14 protein-coding genes (1 of these 14 only partly in view) are annotated in these 16,949 nt (G+C 34.8%); 2 read left to right on the forward strand and 12 right to left on the reverse strand.

All coding sequences use genetic code 11. From position 1 onward, the window contains the following. Positions 1 to 26 precede the first annotated feature (26 nt). Positions 27 to 335, forward strand: coding sequence for an MCP four helix bundle domain-containing protein (locus R1T42_RS06235; RefSeq protein WP_317291859.1), 309 nt, complete (start codon positions 27 to 29; stop codon positions 333 to 335). A gap of 269 nt (positions 336 to 604) precedes the next feature. Here the strand turns inward: R1T42_RS06235 and R1T42_RS06240 are convergent, their stop codons facing one another. From R1T42_RS06240 to fahA, 12 genes are all read right to left on the reverse strand, one after another. Next, positions 605 to 2,077: a DUF389 domain-containing protein gene (locus R1T42_RS06240; RefSeq protein WP_317291720.1), complete on the reverse strand. Its 1,473-nt coding sequence runs from the start codon at positions 2,075 to 2,077 to the stop codon at positions 605 to 607. After that, positions 2,077 to 3,153: a mannose-1-phosphate guanylyltransferase gene (locus tag R1T42_RS06245; RefSeq protein ID WP_317291721.1), complete on the reverse strand. Its 1,077-nt coding sequence runs from the start codon at positions 3,151 to 3,153 to the stop codon at positions 2,077 to 2,079. Before R1T42_RS06245 ends, R1T42_RS06240 begins: the two co-directional genes overlap by 1 nt. A 2-nt stretch (positions 3,154 to 3,155) precedes the next feature. After that, the gene (locus R1T42_RS06250) at positions 3,156 to 3,713 is read right to left on the reverse strand and encodes a SprT-like domain-containing protein (protein ID WP_051788730.1); all 558 of its coding nucleotides are present in this window, start codon (positions 3,711 to 3,713) and stop codon (positions 3,156 to 3,158) included. A gap of 235 nt (positions 3,714 to 3,948) precedes the next feature. After that, the gene (yidC, locus tag R1T42_RS06255; protein ID WP_317291722.1) at positions 3,949 to 5,781 is read right to left on the reverse strand and encodes a membrane protein insertase YidC; all 1,833 of its coding nucleotides are present in this window, start codon (positions 5,779 to 5,781) and stop codon (positions 3,949 to 3,951) included. 93 nt (positions 5,782 to 5,874) lie between these two features. Then, positions 5,875 to 7,482, reverse strand: a complete 1,608-nt coding sequence (locus R1T42_RS06260) for a CTP synthase (protein ID WP_036584689.1) — start codon at positions 7,480 to 7,482, stop codon at positions 5,875 to 5,877. A 166-nt stretch (positions 7,483 to 7,648) separates the two neighbouring features. Then, positions 7,649 to 8,173, reverse strand: a complete 525-nt coding sequence (locus R1T42_RS06265) for a DUF922 domain-containing protein (protein ID WP_042249543.1) — start codon at positions 8,171 to 8,173, stop codon at positions 7,649 to 7,651. Between the two features lie 3 nt (positions 8,174 to 8,176). Further along, positions 8,177 to 8,578 carry an OsmC family protein gene (locus R1T42_RS06270; protein WP_317291723.1) on the reverse strand — a complete coding sequence of 134 codons (402 nt, stop codon included), beginning with the start codon at positions 8,576 to 8,578 and terminating at the stop codon, positions 8,177 to 8,179. Beyond that, on the reverse strand, positions 8,578 to 10,503 hold the full coding sequence (locus tag R1T42_RS06275) for an amino acid ABC transporter substrate-binding protein (RefSeq protein ID WP_317291724.1): 1,926 nt from the start codon (positions 10,501 to 10,503) through the stop codon (positions 8,578 to 8,580). Before R1T42_RS06275 ends, R1T42_RS06270 begins: the two co-directional genes overlap by 1 nt. Before the next feature lie 6 nt (positions 10,504 to 10,509). Then, positions 10,510 to 12,045 carry a glutamine-hydrolyzing GMP synthase gene (gene guaA / locus R1T42_RS06280; RefSeq protein WP_036584681.1) on the reverse strand — a complete coding sequence of 512 codons (1,536 nt, stop codon included), beginning with the start codon at positions 12,043 to 12,045 and terminating at the stop codon, positions 10,510 to 10,512. 72 nt (positions 12,046 to 12,117) lie between these two features. After that, complete coding sequence (gene bshC, locus R1T42_RS06285; protein WP_317291725.1) at positions 12,118 to 13,722, reverse strand: bacillithiol biosynthesis cysteine-adding enzyme BshC; 1,605 nt, start codon at positions 13,720 to 13,722, stop codon at positions 12,118 to 12,120. Between the two features lie 73 nt (positions 13,723 to 13,795). Then, a complete protein-coding gene (locus R1T42_RS06290; RefSeq protein WP_317291726.1) occupies positions 13,796 to 14,983 on the reverse strand; it encodes a hypothetical protein in 1,188 nt (395 codons plus the stop codon). Then, on the reverse strand, positions 14,984 to 16,276 hold the full coding sequence (gene fahA / locus R1T42_RS06295) for a fumarylacetoacetase (protein WP_317291727.1): 1,293 nt from the start codon (positions 16,274 to 16,276) through the stop codon (positions 14,984 to 14,986). A 105-nt stretch (positions 16,277 to 16,381) separates the two neighbouring features. Here fahA and glyA point away from each other — a divergent pair, with 105 nt between their 5' ends. Further along, on the forward strand, positions 16,382 to 16,949 hold the 5' portion of the coding sequence (glyA, locus tag R1T42_RS06300; RefSeq protein WP_317291728.1) for a serine hydroxymethyltransferase. The gene runs 710 nt beyond the window's last position; only the first 568 of its 1,278 coding nucleotides appear in the window; it begins with the start codon at positions 16,382 to 16,384; its stop codon lies beyond the right edge, outside the window.

The following is a 16,949-nucleotide window of genomic DNA, read 5'->3' on the forward strand; positions in this document are numbered from 1 at the left end:
AGTGGTAGGTAGGTTTATTTCTAGTCATCGGGCTTATACTCGCGACTAATTTCATTGATCGCAATAACTTTAAGCGAGTACAAGATTCGGTTTCTACTATTTATGAAGATCGACTGGTTGCTAAGGATTTGATTTATGACATTCAGTTAGAGATTCACGAGAAGGAATTGCTTATTGTTTTAAATAACACTACCGCGTATTTATCTCAAAAGAACAAGGCTCAAGATGAATTAAATGATTCTATGACGCAGTTTTCTACCACTAAATTAACTCTCGAAGAAGAAAAGGTTTTTAATAATCTACAAACAGAGCTCGCTGCTCTATTCACATTATAAAACGCTACTGATTTTACAGCTGTAAACGGTCAAGACAACAGTCGCTTACAACAGCAACTAGACTTGATCAATGAGACACTTCTCAAACTGTCAAATATACAAATAAAAGAAGGCAATCGCCAGATACATATCGGTAAAAAGGCGATGGCATCCATGGAACTTTTAACTCAAATGGAAGTATGGATTATGATTGTTCTCGCCATTATCATTCAGTTTATTATTTTATACAGTCCGAAAAAGAATTAAAATAATACAACTCTCATTGCCATTTAAGGATTAGAAACTTCAACGGTATCTGTGGCACTAACCACACTACGTTCCAACTCATTAATTTTGACCTTGTCAGTTTTAAGGCGGTATTGCAACCAGTTTGCCATGCGTGTTTTTATCGCACCGCGATCTTGCTGGGTTAAAGTGGTATCGTTAAAACGGATATTATACTCTGCAATAGTGTCTGTAAGTTGTGTGATAAAATCCTTATTCACAGACTCAGCATAGCTGATACTGGAGATTTGAGGATAGTTCAATCGTACCTCTTCACTAATAATGTCAAAGTTCTTACCTTGTTCATTCACTCGTCTTAATTCATCCTCAAGGGCAGCAATACGCACATCCTTATCTTGTATCAAGCGCAGCTTATCAATAAGTTCTTCTTGTACCATTTCTACACCATCATTATTGACGTCAGGCATCGTACTACCTTGATAAAATCTTACGTTGGCTTCTTCTAGATGCTCTTGTGATTTAAATTTTTTCTTCCATTCATCAACGATAGGTTGTGGAACTGGCGCACCTAGCATGACTATGTCTAGGGTTTGAGTATCCTTATTCCAGTCATCGTTAGGTCTCATCCCATCGTATTGAACAATTTCATTCATAAATTGGTTCACGGCATTTTGTCTTAGTTGATCTTGTAATAACTGATAAAACAATACTACAGATGGAAGTAAAACTAAAAAACCAATTAGTGAAGCTAATCTAGACACACGTTTACGTTTAGCCTGATTTGCATATTTTACCATAGGAAATGCAAGAAGCTTACAAACTAGATATGTAGATAAAGCGATAAAAACTGCGTTAATACAGAATAAATAAATCGCACCTCCAAAAACTTTTAATTGCCACGTAGCAATACCATAACCTGCCGTACATAACGGTGGCATTAATGCAGTAGCAATTGCTACACCAGCAATGGCATTTGATATAGTTCCTTTCTTAGCTTTCGCAACAATTAATGCTAATCCACCAAAAATAGCAATAAGAACATCGAGTATTGTAGGATACGTACGAGCATCTAATTCACTGGTAATCTCCTTCATAGGAGTGATTAAAAAGTACAATGACGCTGTTAAAAGAGATAATCCCATCATTACACCTAGATTGATCAACGACCTGCGCAACATAGTATCATCGTTAATTGCTGTACCTAATCCCATACCTACAATAGGTCCCATAAGTGGAGATATTAACATGGCTCCTATTACAACTGCAGTTGAGTCTGCATTAAGTCCTATAGATGCAATGAATATAGAGAAGATTAGAATCCACGCATTATGGCCTTGAAAAGAGATATCTTTTCTAACCGACTCAATGGTTTCATCTCTATCAGAGTCTTTTCTGATATCTAATAAGTCATGTAAAAATGCCATGATATTATCCCAAATACCACTAATTTTTTGTTGGTTAACCTCAAGACTGTTATCAATTTCAGTCTGTGAATTTTGTGATTCTTGTGATTCCATTAACCTATTTCTTTACCGTACTTATCCATTGCTGTATTACGGATTTCTTTAATTTCTTGCTCAGCATTTTTAGGGATAATCATTAATACATCATCTTGATCAACCACGATATAATCTTCTAGACCTTGTAAAATTACTTTTTTACCAGGCGCTGTTCTCACCATATTACCATGTGATTCTATCGCTGTGACACTAGCATTAACAATGGCATTAGACTCTTCATTCTTATCTAGTTTGTCATATAAGGAACCCCAAGTACCTAAGTCATTCCAAGAGAATCGAGCTGGTAGCACATAAACTTCTTTAGAATTTTCCATGATGGCATAGTCTACTGATATGTTCTCTGCTTTTGGATATTCACTCTCTAAAAACGACACTTCTTCTTCTGTATTTAGAACCTGCATACCGTTGGTGAATAATTGGGTCATGGTAGGTTGCGCTTTCGCGAAAGCGTTAACCACAGCATCTACACTCCATATAAATATACCAGCGTTCCATAAAAAATTACCTGCATCTAGAAATTGCTGTGCTGTTTCTAAATTAGGTTTCTCACGGAATTGATTTACCTTTTTTACAGCTGTTGTCTCTTGATTATACTCAATATATCCATAACCAGTATTAGGTGATGTAGGTTGAATCCCTAGAGTCATCAATGCCTGTGGATGTTGCTCACAAAAGGCAAATGTGGTCGCTAAATCTTCATTAAAAAGATCTTCTTCGGCAATATAATGGTCGCTGGGCGCAACAATCATACTTGCCTCTGGATTCATTTTTTGAATTTTTAATGCTGCTAGTAAAATACATGGTGCGGTATTGCGCATGGCAGGTTCTGCAACTATATTCTCTGGTAAGACCTCAGGTAATTGCTCTTTAACAAGATCTACATAAGCCTCATTAGTTAAAATAAGAATGTTATTTGCTGGTATTTGAGCTTGCAGTCGCGTAAAGGTCATTTGTAATAATGATTTACCTAATCCTAGCATATCATGGAATTGCTTAGGAAATGACTGTTTACTTACTGGCCAGAATCGGGAACCGACTCCACCGGCCATTATAACTGCATATTTATTACTCATTCTTAACTTTTTAAAACTTCTACCTGAACATTAGGCTGGAAAAGATAAACTTTACCACTCTCTATTTCTAAGCATTCATAGCGTTTACGCAACTTTTTACCTTTTTGAAATTTACGTCCATTATCTGTCGCAAAAATAGCGCCTTGCACTAACTCAAATATATAATTTTTATCAGTGGCAGCATCATACTTTTTAAGAGCTACACTTAAATGTGCATCAGTATCACTACTGGCTGTTGGATTTTTAAAATGTCTGGCCAGTAAAGGCAAAACATCATTGGGGAAAATGTCTGGTCTTAAAAAAGGTAGCATTAAATGTTGGAAGGTATGCTTCCACTCTACTCCATGTGGTTTAATAGCCCTACCATACTTTTTAAAAGCAACTAAATGAGCAATCTCATGAACCAATGTTACTAAAAAACGATACTGGTTTAAGTTAGCGTTAATGGTAATACGATGAGAACCATCTGGCAATGGTCTATAATCACCATGCCTGGTCTTACGTTCATTTACAATTTTGAGATGAACAGCATTCATCTCTAGCAATTGAGTTAAAGGCATTACAGCAAGTCGTGGTATATATTTATCTAAAACCGACACTAATAATTAGTTACTTTAATGAATTACAATTTAGGGATGAAAAGTAGGATTAGAAAGTGAATAATAGCTTAGTTATTAAGATACTTGATAAAAAGTTAATACTAGTAAAATCAAAAATCCCATCTAGAAACTTAGATGGGATTTAAAGTATTAAACTAAAAGTCGCCGCTACAGGTGAACGATGATATAATTTTATTTATTTCTTTCCTTTTTTCTGTTCTTCTTGTTGGGCTTGTGCTTGCTCCATGATCTCACTCATCTTTGAAGCAAAACGTCCTTTCTTCTTTTTAGGTGCTGCTTTTGCTTTCTCGATTTTAGCAAGTACTTTATCTTCTTTGATTACAAAGTTTTTAATTACTAGCATGATACCTATGGTAATCAAATTCGATACAAAGTAATACAATGACAATCCACTAGCATAGTTATTGAAGAATACTAGCATGAACAGTGGTGATAGATACATGATGAACTTCATGTTAGGCATACCAGGCTGCTGTGTGTTTTGCATGGTCTGACCAGTAGTCATTTGCATGTAAAAGAATATAGCAACAGAAGCTAGGATAGGAAATAAACTTACGTGATCACCATAGAATGGGATATCGATAGGTAATTTAAAAATCTCATCATAGCTTGATAAATCGTCTGCCCATAGAAAACTCTTTTGCCTTAAGTCAAAGGCTGTTGGGAAGAACTTAAAGAGTGCAAAGAAAACAGGCATTTGTAATAGCCCTGGCAAACAACCCGATAGTGGACTGGCACCAGCCTCACTCTGAATGCGCATCGTTTCTTGCTGCTTCTTCATCGCATTATCCTTATACTTCTCGGCAATACGATTTAATTCTGGACGTAGAATTTTCATTTTTGCCTGAGTCATATAACTCTTATATAAAACAGGAGATAAAATGATACGAACACATATCGTTAAAAGAATAATCGCTATTCCATAAGGTATACCTGCATTTTTAGTTAACAACGAGAATAATGGACGTATTACAAATTCATTAATCCATCCAAAAACTCCCCAACCTAAATCTACAACTTCATCAAGGTTACGATCATACTCAACAAGAATATCATAATCTGTTGGTCCAAAATACCAGTCCATATTATAAGCAAGCTCGCCACCAGTATATTCTAAGTCTATTTGAGAGTTGAATTTTTTAGTATAGGTATCTTGCTCATCATCTTGAGAAGCGATATTCTCAGAAATTAATTTAGCTTTCTTAAATGGTGTATCTGTTAATAGAATGGACGTGAAGAAATGTTGTTTATAAGCAATGTAAGAAACCTTGTCTTCTTCTTCGTCAGCTTCAGCACCTTGGCCAGTATAGTCATCACTACCATCACCGTACTCAAACTTAATTTCAGTATAACGGTTCTCGTTATCCATACCTTTAGAACGCTTGTAAGCAAGCATTTCCCAGTTAAGTTGTGGAGCGTCTGCCGTATTAAATGTTTGAGATAAACCTTGAGAACGGATGGTAAAATCCATCATATAATTCTTAGGTTGTAACTCATATCTAAATTCAAGAAATTGAGATGGACCGACATTTGCTTTAAAAGACAATACCTTATTTACACCATTCATAGACTGTGAAGGCGTAAAGCTCATATCTTTAGTATGCATTTTACGACCATCATTAGTTACAAAGACTAAATCTAGCTGGTGATCCTTCTCATTAGGTTTTGCCAGATAAACTGGTAAAGAGTCATAGGTTTTGTAGCTTTTCAATAACGCTTCTTGAATCAAAGCTCCTTTAGAATCAATTTTAAATTGAATTAAATCATTTTCAAAAGTGATGACTTCATTTGATCCTGCTTGAAACACACCATTGCTAATCGGCGTCGCTGCCGGTTCATTATTAGATGTTAACTGTGGTGTGGTATCTGGCGTCGATGCACTAGTCTCGGTAGTGGTTTCTGGATTAGCCTCTACGTCTGCTTGATTCTGACTGAACCAGTACATTAGGATTATGAAAATAAGTCCCATTCCTACTATTGACTTCCAGTCGATTGATTTTTGTTCCATAAAATTCCCCTTGCAAGGGCTGTACTGTGGTTCTTAAAAAGAACCTGTTGATTGATTTTTACACGCTTTCGCGAAAGCGCAATCTTTATAATCTTATTGCTTTCTCGCAGCTGCTGCCGCTACAAATGATTTAAATAAAGGATGTGGATTTGCCACCGTACTTTTATATTCTGGATGATATTGAACACCTATAAACCATGGGTGATCTTCTATCTCTATTATTTCTACTAATCCTGTTTTAGGATTAACACCGGTAGATTTTAATCCAGCTTTTTCTAGCTGTTCCTTATATTCATTATTATACTCATAACGATGTCTGTGGCGTTCAGAAATCATGCCTGAACCATAAATATCTGACACATTGCCACCGTTTAACTCACAATCCCATGCACCTAGACGCATGGTTCCGCCCATATTTGTGATATTTTTTTGCTCTTCCATCAGAGAAATTACCGGATTTGCGGTCTTCTCATCCATCTCTACAGAATTTGCATCTTTGAGTCCTAATACATTCCTACTATACTCTATAACAGCCATTTGCATTCCTAAACAAATTCCAAAGAATGGCATCTTATTTACTCGAGCATAACGTACTGCCTCGATCTTACCTTCTATCCCACGTTCTCCAAAACCTGGCGCTACTAATAAGCCATCTAGGTGCGACAACTTGGCGTCAATATTATCAACTTCAAGAAATTCACTATGTATGGATTCTATATTTACTTTTACCTCATTTGCAGCTCCTGCATGGATGAATGATTCTAGTATGGATTTATAAGAATCTTGTAATTCTACATACTTCCCTATTAAGCCAATAGTCACTTCACTCTTAGGATTTTTGTGACGTTGCACGAACTCATTCCAGTTAGTAAGGTCTGGAGCTTTTTGAATATCTAAATTTAGTTCCTCTAGAACGACTTTATCTAGACCTTCGGCCAGCATTTTATTAGGTACATCATATATAGTTTCTACATCAATAGATTGTATGACTGCCTCACGTCGCACGTTACAGAAACGTGCTAGTTTAGTTTTAATTTCTTCAGATAATTCATGCTCTGTACGGCATACTAATATGTCTGCCTGTACTCCACTTTCCATCAATGTTTTTACACTGTGTTGAGTAGGTTTAGTTTTTAATTCACCAGCTGCGCTTAAGAATGGAATCAGCGTTAAGTGAATAACCATAGAATTATGTTCTCCTAATTCCCAACTTAATTGTCTTACACTTTCTATATATGGTAATGATTCTATATCACCTACCGTACCACCTATTTCTGTAATCACGATATCATAGTCACCTGATTTACCTAAAATCTGGATTCGGTGTTTGATTTCGTCTGTAATATGTGGGATAACCTGAACGGTTTTACCTAAAAACTCACCACGACGCTCTTTTTGAATAACGCTTTGATAAATTCTACCAGTGGTAACGTTGTTAGCCTGAGAGGTGTTCACGTTTAAAAATCGCTCATAGTGACCTAAATCTAGATCGGTTTCTGCGCCATCTTCTGTGACATAACACTCACCATGTTCGTATGGATTAAGTGTTCCTGGATCTACATTAATATAGGGATCAAGCTTTTGTATAGTTACTCTAAAACCACGCGCCTGAAGTAGTTTTGCAAGAGATGCGGCTATAATTCCTTTACCTAAAGAAGAGGTAACTCCACCGGTTACAAAAATGTATTTTGCGTGTGCCATAAACGTGTTCTGAGCTTTTAAAATCAGCTGCAAAAGTAGTCATTTTATGTAGAATTATAGAAAGGAAAAAGGTGAGTATTTTAAGACTTTTAAATAGATATACACAGAATATTTATTGTGTAACGATAGTTAAAAGCTTTAATAGAATATCATAATAGAACAATGCTTAACTAGTTTTAAAAAACTCTTGAGAGATATAGGTTTCCCATTCTCTTTGCTTCGATAAAATCAGACCATGATTGGTTTCTTTATCATAACGTGCTTGCATGGTTTGCCTGTTAGACTCTACTCTTTTAAAAATACCTAGGATCTCTACTTTATAATTTTGAGTGGGATTGTAGTTGTCAAAAGCTCTCTTAAGTATCCGAGCATGCAACTCTGATATGTTCCAATGTAATTGCTCGTGTCTCAATAATTGTGCATCGTCTTCCAGCAAATCTTTTTTCCAACTAAGCTGTGGATAAAATTCACTGCGCACATCAAATTCAATGGTTACTTGATCACGAGTTCTTTTTGCCGAATATCCATAAGCTATTCCAGAATTAACACTTGCCGCATGATGTGCATCTACCGGTGGAGTCCCCATAAAATCATCCCAAGTTAAAACTGGTTTTTCTTGAAATGTAAACTTCTTCTCTGGTACTAACAAAGTAGTCCACAAAACAGATATAAGAAGAAGTGACCAGCGCATTGTTTAAGACCAGTTAAAAGTTATATTCTTAACAATATCTGGATGAAGACTTTGATGAACAGGACAGGTATTTGCTATACGTTCTAAAATAAGCTGCGCACGCTTATCACAATTACCCTTCATATCTAGAATAACATCTATTTGAGATATGCGACGTGGATTTGCTGCCATAATTTTAGTAACATGAGCAACACTTCCTTTTAAGTCTAATTCTAAATCTCTAGCCTTAATACCCATCATTGTAATCATACAGCTAGCAAGACCAGTGGCTATAGTATCTGTAGGTGAAAACGCTTCTCCTTTACCATTGTTATCCGTAGGCGCATCTGTCGTGAAAGTATCATCACTTTTTAAGTGCTTACTCTCACATCTTAAATCTCCTAAATAAGTTACCGTTGATGTCATTAATCCAATTCTTTAATGGTTAAATCTTCTTGATATTGCAATAGATAAACCGATTCGTTATAATAACCTGCCATGAATTTTTTTGAATAGTTGAATTTATTCTCTACTTGAGAAGTACTTCCATTATTCATTGCGCTATCATATAGATTACCGGCACTCGCATTTCTTAAGATAATATCCATTACTACGTCAAAGCCTCTCGTAGCGTAAGCATTAGGTGTTATTTGATATTTGCGATAATACTTTTTTGAAAATCCATTCTCACTTCCAAAGTCTCTATTAATACTAGGGTATGTATACTTTAATGAACCTAATCTCATATGAGGTAGTTCTAGTTCATCATAATTTTCATAACCAAACATGGTTACATTATGCGATTTTGCCTTTGCAGAATAATGTGATATCGCATCTGTTATAAAACCTTCATTATCTACCGCAAGTATTACCCAGTTATCTTTGTCAGAATCTAAAGCATTGATATAAGTCTGTTTATAGATGTAATTATCTTTATTAGGCTTCAATTCTATCGCATTTGGAAAAAGCGCTAGATACTCGTTCTTCAATTCTGGTTTTTTAGAATCCGTTACTAAGATAATGTTCTTCCCTTCCGAGTTTGCTACTAGATAATCCATGAGCTTTTGTTTTAAAAGAGCCTGATCTGGTCTAGCTTGGAAAAGATTTTTATATAGACGTACATCAGTGTTAGTCAGTGGTGATATGACAGGTATACCATCACTTTTCAATTCTTTAGCGGCCTCTACCACATTTTTAGCTAATAGAGGTCCTACAACAGCTGTATAACTATTAAAGTCATGAGAATTTATAATAGAATTCACCTTACTAGTACTTTTTTGGGTATCAAAAACATCATACGTCACCATAAGGCCTAGTGACTGTGCAGAGTCTCTGGCAATGGTCATACCACTATAAAAATCTAAAGCAATACGAGTTGCAGATTCCTTGCGCAATAACGCATCATCAGATGTTTCCTCTCCTAATTTATTAAGTGATAATGGCAACATCACAGCAAATCGCTGCGGATTATAATTAGATATACTATCTAAAAGGTTTGAAAATCCAGTGATTTTAGAATCCATGACATTTAACTGTCCTTTATCAGAATTAGGTATTCTAATGTTCATACCTAGTTTTAAACCGTCTTTAATATGAGGATTTAATGCAATTAATGAATCTTCAGTAATACCCGTTAAGTTTTCTAAAGAGTACATCGTCATTTTTGCAGGTACTTCATAGTTCACAAACTTATTTACCACTGCATTATCTGAATTTGAAATTGAACTATCAACAATTACAGGTGTCATAACCGGTACATTGATAATCATTCCAGGATGAAGATCTTTCATGTCTGGATTAAGAGATTCTAAGGCTGGAACTTTAATACCATATTTAGTTGCTATACCAAATTTGGTATCTTTGGACATTATACGATATTTTCCATCTCCTAAAGGAGTATCTGCACTAACAACATCAACAGGTGTTGTGACAGTTACCGGTATTTCAACTTCTTCAAAAACTGGTATTTGTATACGGTCACCTTTTCTAAGTCCTTTAGAATACAATTCTTTATTGGCCTCTTTAATATCTAGTTCTGTGACATCATATTTTTTTGCAATACCATATAACGTTTCTCTGCGACGAACTTTATGCTTCTTATATTCAACAATTTTACGTTGAGTCAGTACATTTGAGCTTGCAGGAATTAATAGTATAGAACCTTCTTTTAAACCAGATTTAATATCAGGATTAAGTTGGGTTAATTCTGTAGCATTAATTCGGTATTTACCTACGATACTAAAAACGGTCTCTCCTTTTTGAACGACATGCTGTTTGTAGTTCTGAAGGACTGTTGCATTCGCTTTCGCGAAAGCGAAAAAAACAAAGACTACTAAGATTATATTTTTCATATTATTTTATTCCCATTCTATAGTTGCTGGCGGCTTTGAACTGATATCATATACCACTCTATTAACGCCTTTTACTTTATTTATTATTTCATTGCTGGTCGCCTGTAAAAATTCATATGGTAAATTTACCCAATCTGCGGTCATACCATCTGTACTTTCTACAGCTCTTAATGCAACGCATTTTTCATAGGTACGTTCATCTCCCATAACACCTACACTATTTACCGGCAGTAAAATGGCGCCTGCTTGCCATACTTTATCATATAAATCCCATTTTTTAAGATTATTGATAAATACGGCGTCAACTTCTTGTAATATAGCGACTTTTTCTGGAGTGATATCTCCTAAAATTCTAATCGCTAATCCAGGACCCGGAAATGGATGTCTACCTAAAAGGTCTGCAGCCATACCCATCGACGCTCCTACTCTTCTTACTTCATCTTTAAATAATGCTCTAAGTGGTTCAACAATCTTCAATTTCATGAAATCTGGTAATCCACCTACATTATGATGTGATTTAATAGTTGCACTAGGTCCACCTGTTGCACTAACACTTTCTATCACATCTGGATAAATAGTACCTTGAGCTAACCAGGTTACATTTTGAACTTCCTTTGCTTCATCATCAAAAACTTCAATAAAAACACGACCTATTGCCTTACGTTTCAATTCTGGATCATCTAACCCAGCAAGAGCATCCATAAATCGTGCCGAAGCATCAACACCTTTAACATTCAAGCCCATACCTTCATATTGCTTAAGGACTTGTGTATACTCATCCTTGCGCAATAATCCATTATTAACAAAAATACAATAGAGGTTCTCTCCTATCGCTTTGTGTAATAACATTGCCGCGACTGATGAATCGACTCCACCGCTTAATCCTAAGACGACTTTATCGTTTCCTATCTTTGCCTGCAATGCCTCTACCGTTTCATCTACAAATGCATTAGGTGTCCAGTCTGGATTAACATTTGCTATTTTAATCAAAAAGTTTTCGAGTAATTGCTTTCCATCTGTCGAGTGATAAACCTCTGGATGGAACTGGATTGCATAAGTATCTTCTCCATTAATTTTATAAGCAGCATTTTCAACATCATGTGTACTAGCTAGCAATTCACCGTTAGTCGGTAACTTTTTAATAGTATCACTATGACTCATCCACACCTGACTACCAGTAGAAATCCCTTCTAAAAAGGCCTCACCTGTTTTTATATAAGACAGGTTTGCACGACCATATTCTCTGGTACTAGATGCACCTACTTCTCCTCCATGAAAATGTGCGAGATATTGAGCACCGTAACAAACACCTAGTAAGGGTTTTTTACCTCTTACTTCATCTAGCTCTATATGAAATGCGTTTTCTGAACGCACAGACATAGGGCTACCCGATAGTATGATTGCTTTATAATCATCAAGATTAGATGGAACTTTATTAAATGGATGTATTTCGGAATAGATGTTCAACTCTCGAACTCTGCGCGCAATTAACTGTGTGTACTGCGATCCAAAATCTAATATTAAAACCTTATCATGTTGCATGCGCAAATTTACTTTTTTATGAGTGAAAGTAAATCTGTAAATGAGACTTTTGTTAACGTGTTTTAAAGATATTTAAGAATCAAGTATTATGACCGAAAATCTTAAATCTAAAGGATCAAGATTTTCTTTAAGTATTTTAATCAAATTTGATCCATATTCTACATAAAGACTTGAGAAATTTTCCTGACGTTCTTGTAGACTAGCGTTAGGAAATAACTCTTGTTGTAGAATGGTTGCTCTTTGCAAAAAATCTTTAAGTTTACGCTTTTGAGCTTTTAAAAGTCTTTTTTCTAGATTTTCTAATCCTTTTATCTGTTTACGTTGTTGGGCTGCAACAGCTCTTTCAAAAGAGCTTTCAGTTTTTTGAGCAAGTGTATATAAATCTTTAAATTGATTCTTTAAATGTTTTTTCTGGGTAGAGAAATCAATTTTAATTTCGCTCAATTGTCGAGTTAATCTCTCTTCAAGTTGAAAATCTTTGAGAAACAAATCTTTGATTTCTAAATCTAGTTTTTGCACTTTTTCAAATTCCTTATTAGCAAGTATTAATGCAGAGTTGCGCATTAATAAAATAGGAAATGTAATTTCTTGGGAATCAAAATACTCCTTAAGTTCTAACCAATAGGCCATTTCACCACCACCACCTACATAACATAGATTAGGCAAGATAGCTTCTTGATACAAAGGACGCATAATCACATTAGGAGAGAACCGTTCTGGGAATTGTTCTAATTCGGTTAAGATCTCTTTTTCAGAAAAAACAATTTTAGTATCAACTACTTTATATTGATTATTTTCAAAAACAATACGTTCTCTTAAATTATCATTGAGATAAAATAAATTTATTTCTCGAGGTGATACTTGTACATTATAAGCATCAGGCCAATTTGCTATGGTATTAGTGACTTTATGATAACTAGTTTGATCTAGCAATTCTTCTTTAAAATGCGGTGTCATTAAACTTTTAAGCCCATGATCATCACCATCAACTATCACTAGCCCATCTTTCCCAAATAATTGATGAGCAAGAAAACGGGTAGCACTTGCAAGATTATCATGGTCTAGATAAGCTGTTTTGAAAAGTTTAATAATTTCTAAAGCATTTTTACTAGTACCTATCTGACCTTTGAAAATATCTAAAACCTCTTTTAAACCATCTGTATTTAACCTACCTACACCACCATTAGATTCTTTATTCCAGACAACCTTTTTACCATGATATTTAAAATATTGAATTTCTTCAAAGTCATGATCTTCAGTAGCCATCCAATATACCGGAATAAAGTTATAGGATGGATAAGCCTCTTTTAATTGCTTACAAAGGTTAATTACAGATATAATCTTATATAAAAAGTAAAGTGGTCCTGTAAACAAATTAAGTTGATGACCTGTTGTTATTGTAAATGTATTTTCTTCCTTTAATAAACGGATGTTGCTTAACGATTCTTGTACATTATCAAGCTTACTATATTGATTTAACAATGACTCAACCAGAACTTTCCTGGTTTTAGGTTTCTGTTTAAACTCAATTTGCTTTTCCTCAATTTGATCTTGAAAATTTTCTAGTGCAGGAAACCTATGATATAAATTCTTTAAATTATCTTTTTCTACCAGATAATCTTCCATCAAAGAGGAAAAATACCTTGCATCTGGATAAGTAAGTTTTTCTAGAGTCATAGGTTCAAATATAGAACTACAGATGTGAAATAGTTCTTAAAACAAGATGGTATTGATAGAAATTTTAATAATACTAGTTTCTATACCTTAGACCTGTAAGAACCTCTTTAATGCGCAATTTTAGATCTTCACCTGCATCATAGATCATCTGTTCATTAGATGGGAATGGTATAGCTCTCGCATTTAGAGTTTGTAAATAATCTTCATCAACTGCTCGTCTATCTCCATTAACACTGCCGTATATGTAATTAAAAATAAAAGTACTTCCTATCGGAAAACGATCAACTAGTTGTCTATTATAATTATTAGTGACGATAATATTTGCATCAATAGACACTTCTTTTTGTTGTGTACTTTGAAATATAGTAGCCTTTACAAGTTTGTATTTATCCTTTTTAATGTCATCTCCTAGACTATCCTTTTTTACATTCCCACGTTCATCTAATTCATATTCAAAGCCGTCTATTACTTGTTTTTCTTTTTGAAGTTCTTTTTGTAAAACTTGCTCTGGAGAAATATTAATGTTTCTAAAATTAATATTTAAGCTGTAATCATAAAAAATATTATCATTATGTCGATTATGATAAACAGTCCATTTATCATTTAATCCATAAGTTGAAAAATTAAGTAACTCTTCCTCTAGACGTTCTGGTATTACTAATTGTGTTTCATTTTTTAGTGAAACCATGATGTAATCAGTTCCTTTTTCTAAGGCTTTATCCAGTAATACTGCCATGTCTTTGTAGTTAGGGTTTATTTTATTTAAATATATTAAATCGTCATAAATAGTACGTGCTTGCAAGGTATTTGCCACATTCAAAGATTTTCTAGCGTTGTCTAATAAATGATCTGATAATGATGTTCTTGCAGCAATAACTTTTTTAGAATAGTCAACCATCGGGAAACTTGCAGATTTACCGGTTTCATAGATTGTTAGTGGTAGTAGCGGTCTTATCTTAGATTGCCGATACTCCATATTTAGTAGAGTTTCATAAATCGACTCCAGTACCGAAGGATTAGGATCAGATTGCAATCTGTTGAGTACAATCTGATCTTCAGAAACCGCTTTCGCGAAAGCGTTTTCCAATAAAACTACGTACTCTTGTTTACGCTTTGCATTCTTATCACTGGCTAAATTGCTAATTGCAATATCTATAGCCTGATCAAAATTACCCGTATTAATAGCTGTTTTAGCTTTTTTAACACTGCTACAACTCGCTAACATGGTATATACAAAAAGTATCGAGTATAGGGTTTTCATCTAATGTTTAGATTTAGGTTCGTATACTGGTAACAATTGATTAGAAACTTCACCAAAACCTATACGAACAGGACCATTTTTACAATAACCTCTCATTGTTACAGTATCAAAATCATTTATAAATTTACGCTCTGTACCATCATTTAGTTTAACAGGGCGTTCACCTCTCCAACTCAGTTCTAGCATAGAACCATAAGAGTCTGGTTTAGGACCAGAAATGGTTCCACTACCCATCATATCTCCACTATTTACTCTACAACCATTTATAGTATGGTGAGCTAATTGCTGAGACATATTCCAATACAGATGTTTGAAATTTGATTTACAGATAGTAGTTGGTTTACCTTGTTGTGGGGTGATATCAACCTCTAAATGAATGTCATATGTTTTATCATTACTAGATTTTAAATAATCTAAAACAGGTTTTTCCATATCAGGACCGCTTGTTCTAAACGGTTCTAAGGCATCAAGTGTAACAATCCATGGAGATATGGAACTAGCAAAGTTTTTTGCTAAGAAAGGACCTAAAGGCACATACTCCCATTTCTGAATGTCTCTTGCACTCCAATCATTAAAAACGACCATTCCAAAGATATAATCCTCAGCCTCATCCACGCTTATAGGTTGTCCCATATTGTTTGCATCAGTAGTAATGAACGCCATTTCTAATTCAAAATCAACTAATTTTGAAGGACCAAAAACAGGCTGTTCACTACCTGCCGGTATCGTTTGACCTTGAGGTCTATGGATAGGAATTCCAGAAGGTATAATCGTACTTGATCTTCCATGATAAGCAACAGGCATATGTAACCAGTTAGGTAGTAAAGCATTATCAGGATCCCTAAACATAGTTCCTACATTAGTAGCATGCTCTTTACTGCTGTAAAAATCAGTATAATCACCGATTAAGACAGGAAGTTGCATTTCTACTTCATCCATGTTAAAGATGATACGATTTCTATGCTCTTTATTGTCTCTAAGAAGCGGATTTTCAGAATCAAAAATATCTCCAATACGATTACGTACAAGTCTCCAAGTTTTTTTACCATCAGATATAAAGTCATTCAAGGTATCCTGCATAAACATATCATCAGTGAGTGGTACACCATCAAAATAACCCATTTCTTGCAACGCACCTAAGTCTATAGCCCAATCACCAATACGGGTTCCTATAGTTATTACATTATCTCTCGTTAAAAACACACCAAATGGAATGTTCTGTATTGGAAAATGAGAATCGCTGCTATAGCCTATCCATGATTTTCTATTTGGGTCGTTAGTTTGAAGTGGCATATTATATTTTTATATCCTGTTAAAAAAACTATCCAAATATATCATATTCGTAACGTTTGCAAAGAGCAATGAATTATTTTTGTTTTAATCTTAACGATATAAATTATGAGCTACAACGATAAAGAGATTTTTGATTTAATTCAGGAAGAACAAGAAAGACAAAAAACTGGATTGGAATTAATTGCAAGTGAAAATTATGTGAGTACTGATGTCCTTGCTGCAGCAGGCTCTATTCTAACTAATAAGTATGCAGAAGGTTATCCAGGTAAAAGATATTATGGTGGATGTGAAGTTGTTGATGAAATCGAGACAATTGCCATTGAACGCGCAAAGGAACTTTTTAATGCAGAATACGTAAATGTTCAACCACATTCTGGAAGCCAAGCTAATACTGCAGTATTTCATGCTTGCTTAAAGCCCGGCGAAAAAATATTAGGATTTGATTTGTCACATGGTGGTCATTTAACTCATGGGTCACCAGTGAATTTTTCAGGTAAGCTCTATGAGACTTCTTTTTATGGAGTTGAAAAAGAAACTGGTTTATTGAATTATGACAAAATTCAATCTATTGCAGAAAAGGAAAGGCCAAAGTTAATAATAGCTGGTGCATCTGCTTATAGTAGAGAAATAGATTATGAAAGATTTCGTAAGATAGCCGATAGTGTAAATGCCA

Origin of the sequence: Nonlabens ulvanivorans, from assembly GCF_032922765.1 — a bacterium.
Taxonomy (GTDB): domain Bacteria; phylum Bacteroidota; class Bacteroidia; order Flavobacteriales; family Flavobacteriaceae; genus Nonlabens; species Nonlabens ulvanivorans.

Excerpts from the sequence above, each read along its gene's own strand:
- R1T42_RS06245 (WP_317291721.1), bottom strand. The coding sequence starts at position 3,153 with ATGAGTAATAAATATGCAGTTATAATGGCCGGTGGAGTCGGTTCCCGA.
- R1T42_RS06265 (WP_042249543.1), bottom strand. The coding sequence starts at position 8,173 with ATGCGCTGGTCACTTCTTCTTATATCTGTTTTGTGGACTACTTTGTTA.
- R1T42_RS06260 (WP_036584689.1), bottom strand. The coding sequence starts at position 7,482 with ATGGCACACGCAAAATACATTTTTGTAACCGGTGGAGTTACCTCTTCT.
- guaA (WP_036584681.1), bottom strand. The coding sequence starts at position 12,045 with ATGCAACATGATAAGGTTTTAATATTAGATTTTGGATCGCAGTACACA.
- R1T42_RS06270 (WP_317291723.1), bottom strand. The coding sequence starts at position 8,578 with ATGACATCAACGGTAACTTATTTAGGAGATTTAAGATGTGAGAGTAAG.
- bshC (WP_317291725.1), bottom strand. The coding sequence starts at position 13,722 with ATGACTCTAGAAAAACTTACTTATCCAGATGCAAGGTATTTTTCCTCT.
- R1T42_RS06250 (WP_051788730.1), bottom strand. The coding sequence starts at position 3,713 with ATGCCTTTAACTCAATTGCTAGAGATGAATGCTGTTCATCTCAAAATT.
- R1T42_RS06275 (WP_317291724.1), bottom strand. The coding sequence starts at position 10,503 with ATGAAAAATATAATCTTAGTAGTCTTTGTTTTTTTCGCTTTCGCGAAA.
- R1T42_RS06290 (WP_317291726.1), bottom strand. The coding sequence starts at position 14,983 with ATGAAAACCCTATACTCGATACTTTTTGTATATACCATGTTAGCGAGT.
- R1T42_RS06240 (WP_317291720.1), bottom strand. The coding sequence starts at position 2,077 with ATGGAATCACAAGAATCACAAAATTCACAGACTGAAATTGATAACAGT.
- yidC (WP_317291722.1), bottom strand. The coding sequence starts at position 5,781 with ATGGAACAAAAATCAATCGACTGGAAGTCAATAGTAGGAATGGGACTT.
- fahA (WP_317291727.1), bottom strand. The coding sequence starts at position 16,276 with ATGCCACTTCAAACTAACGACCCAAATAGAAAATCATGGATAGGCTAT.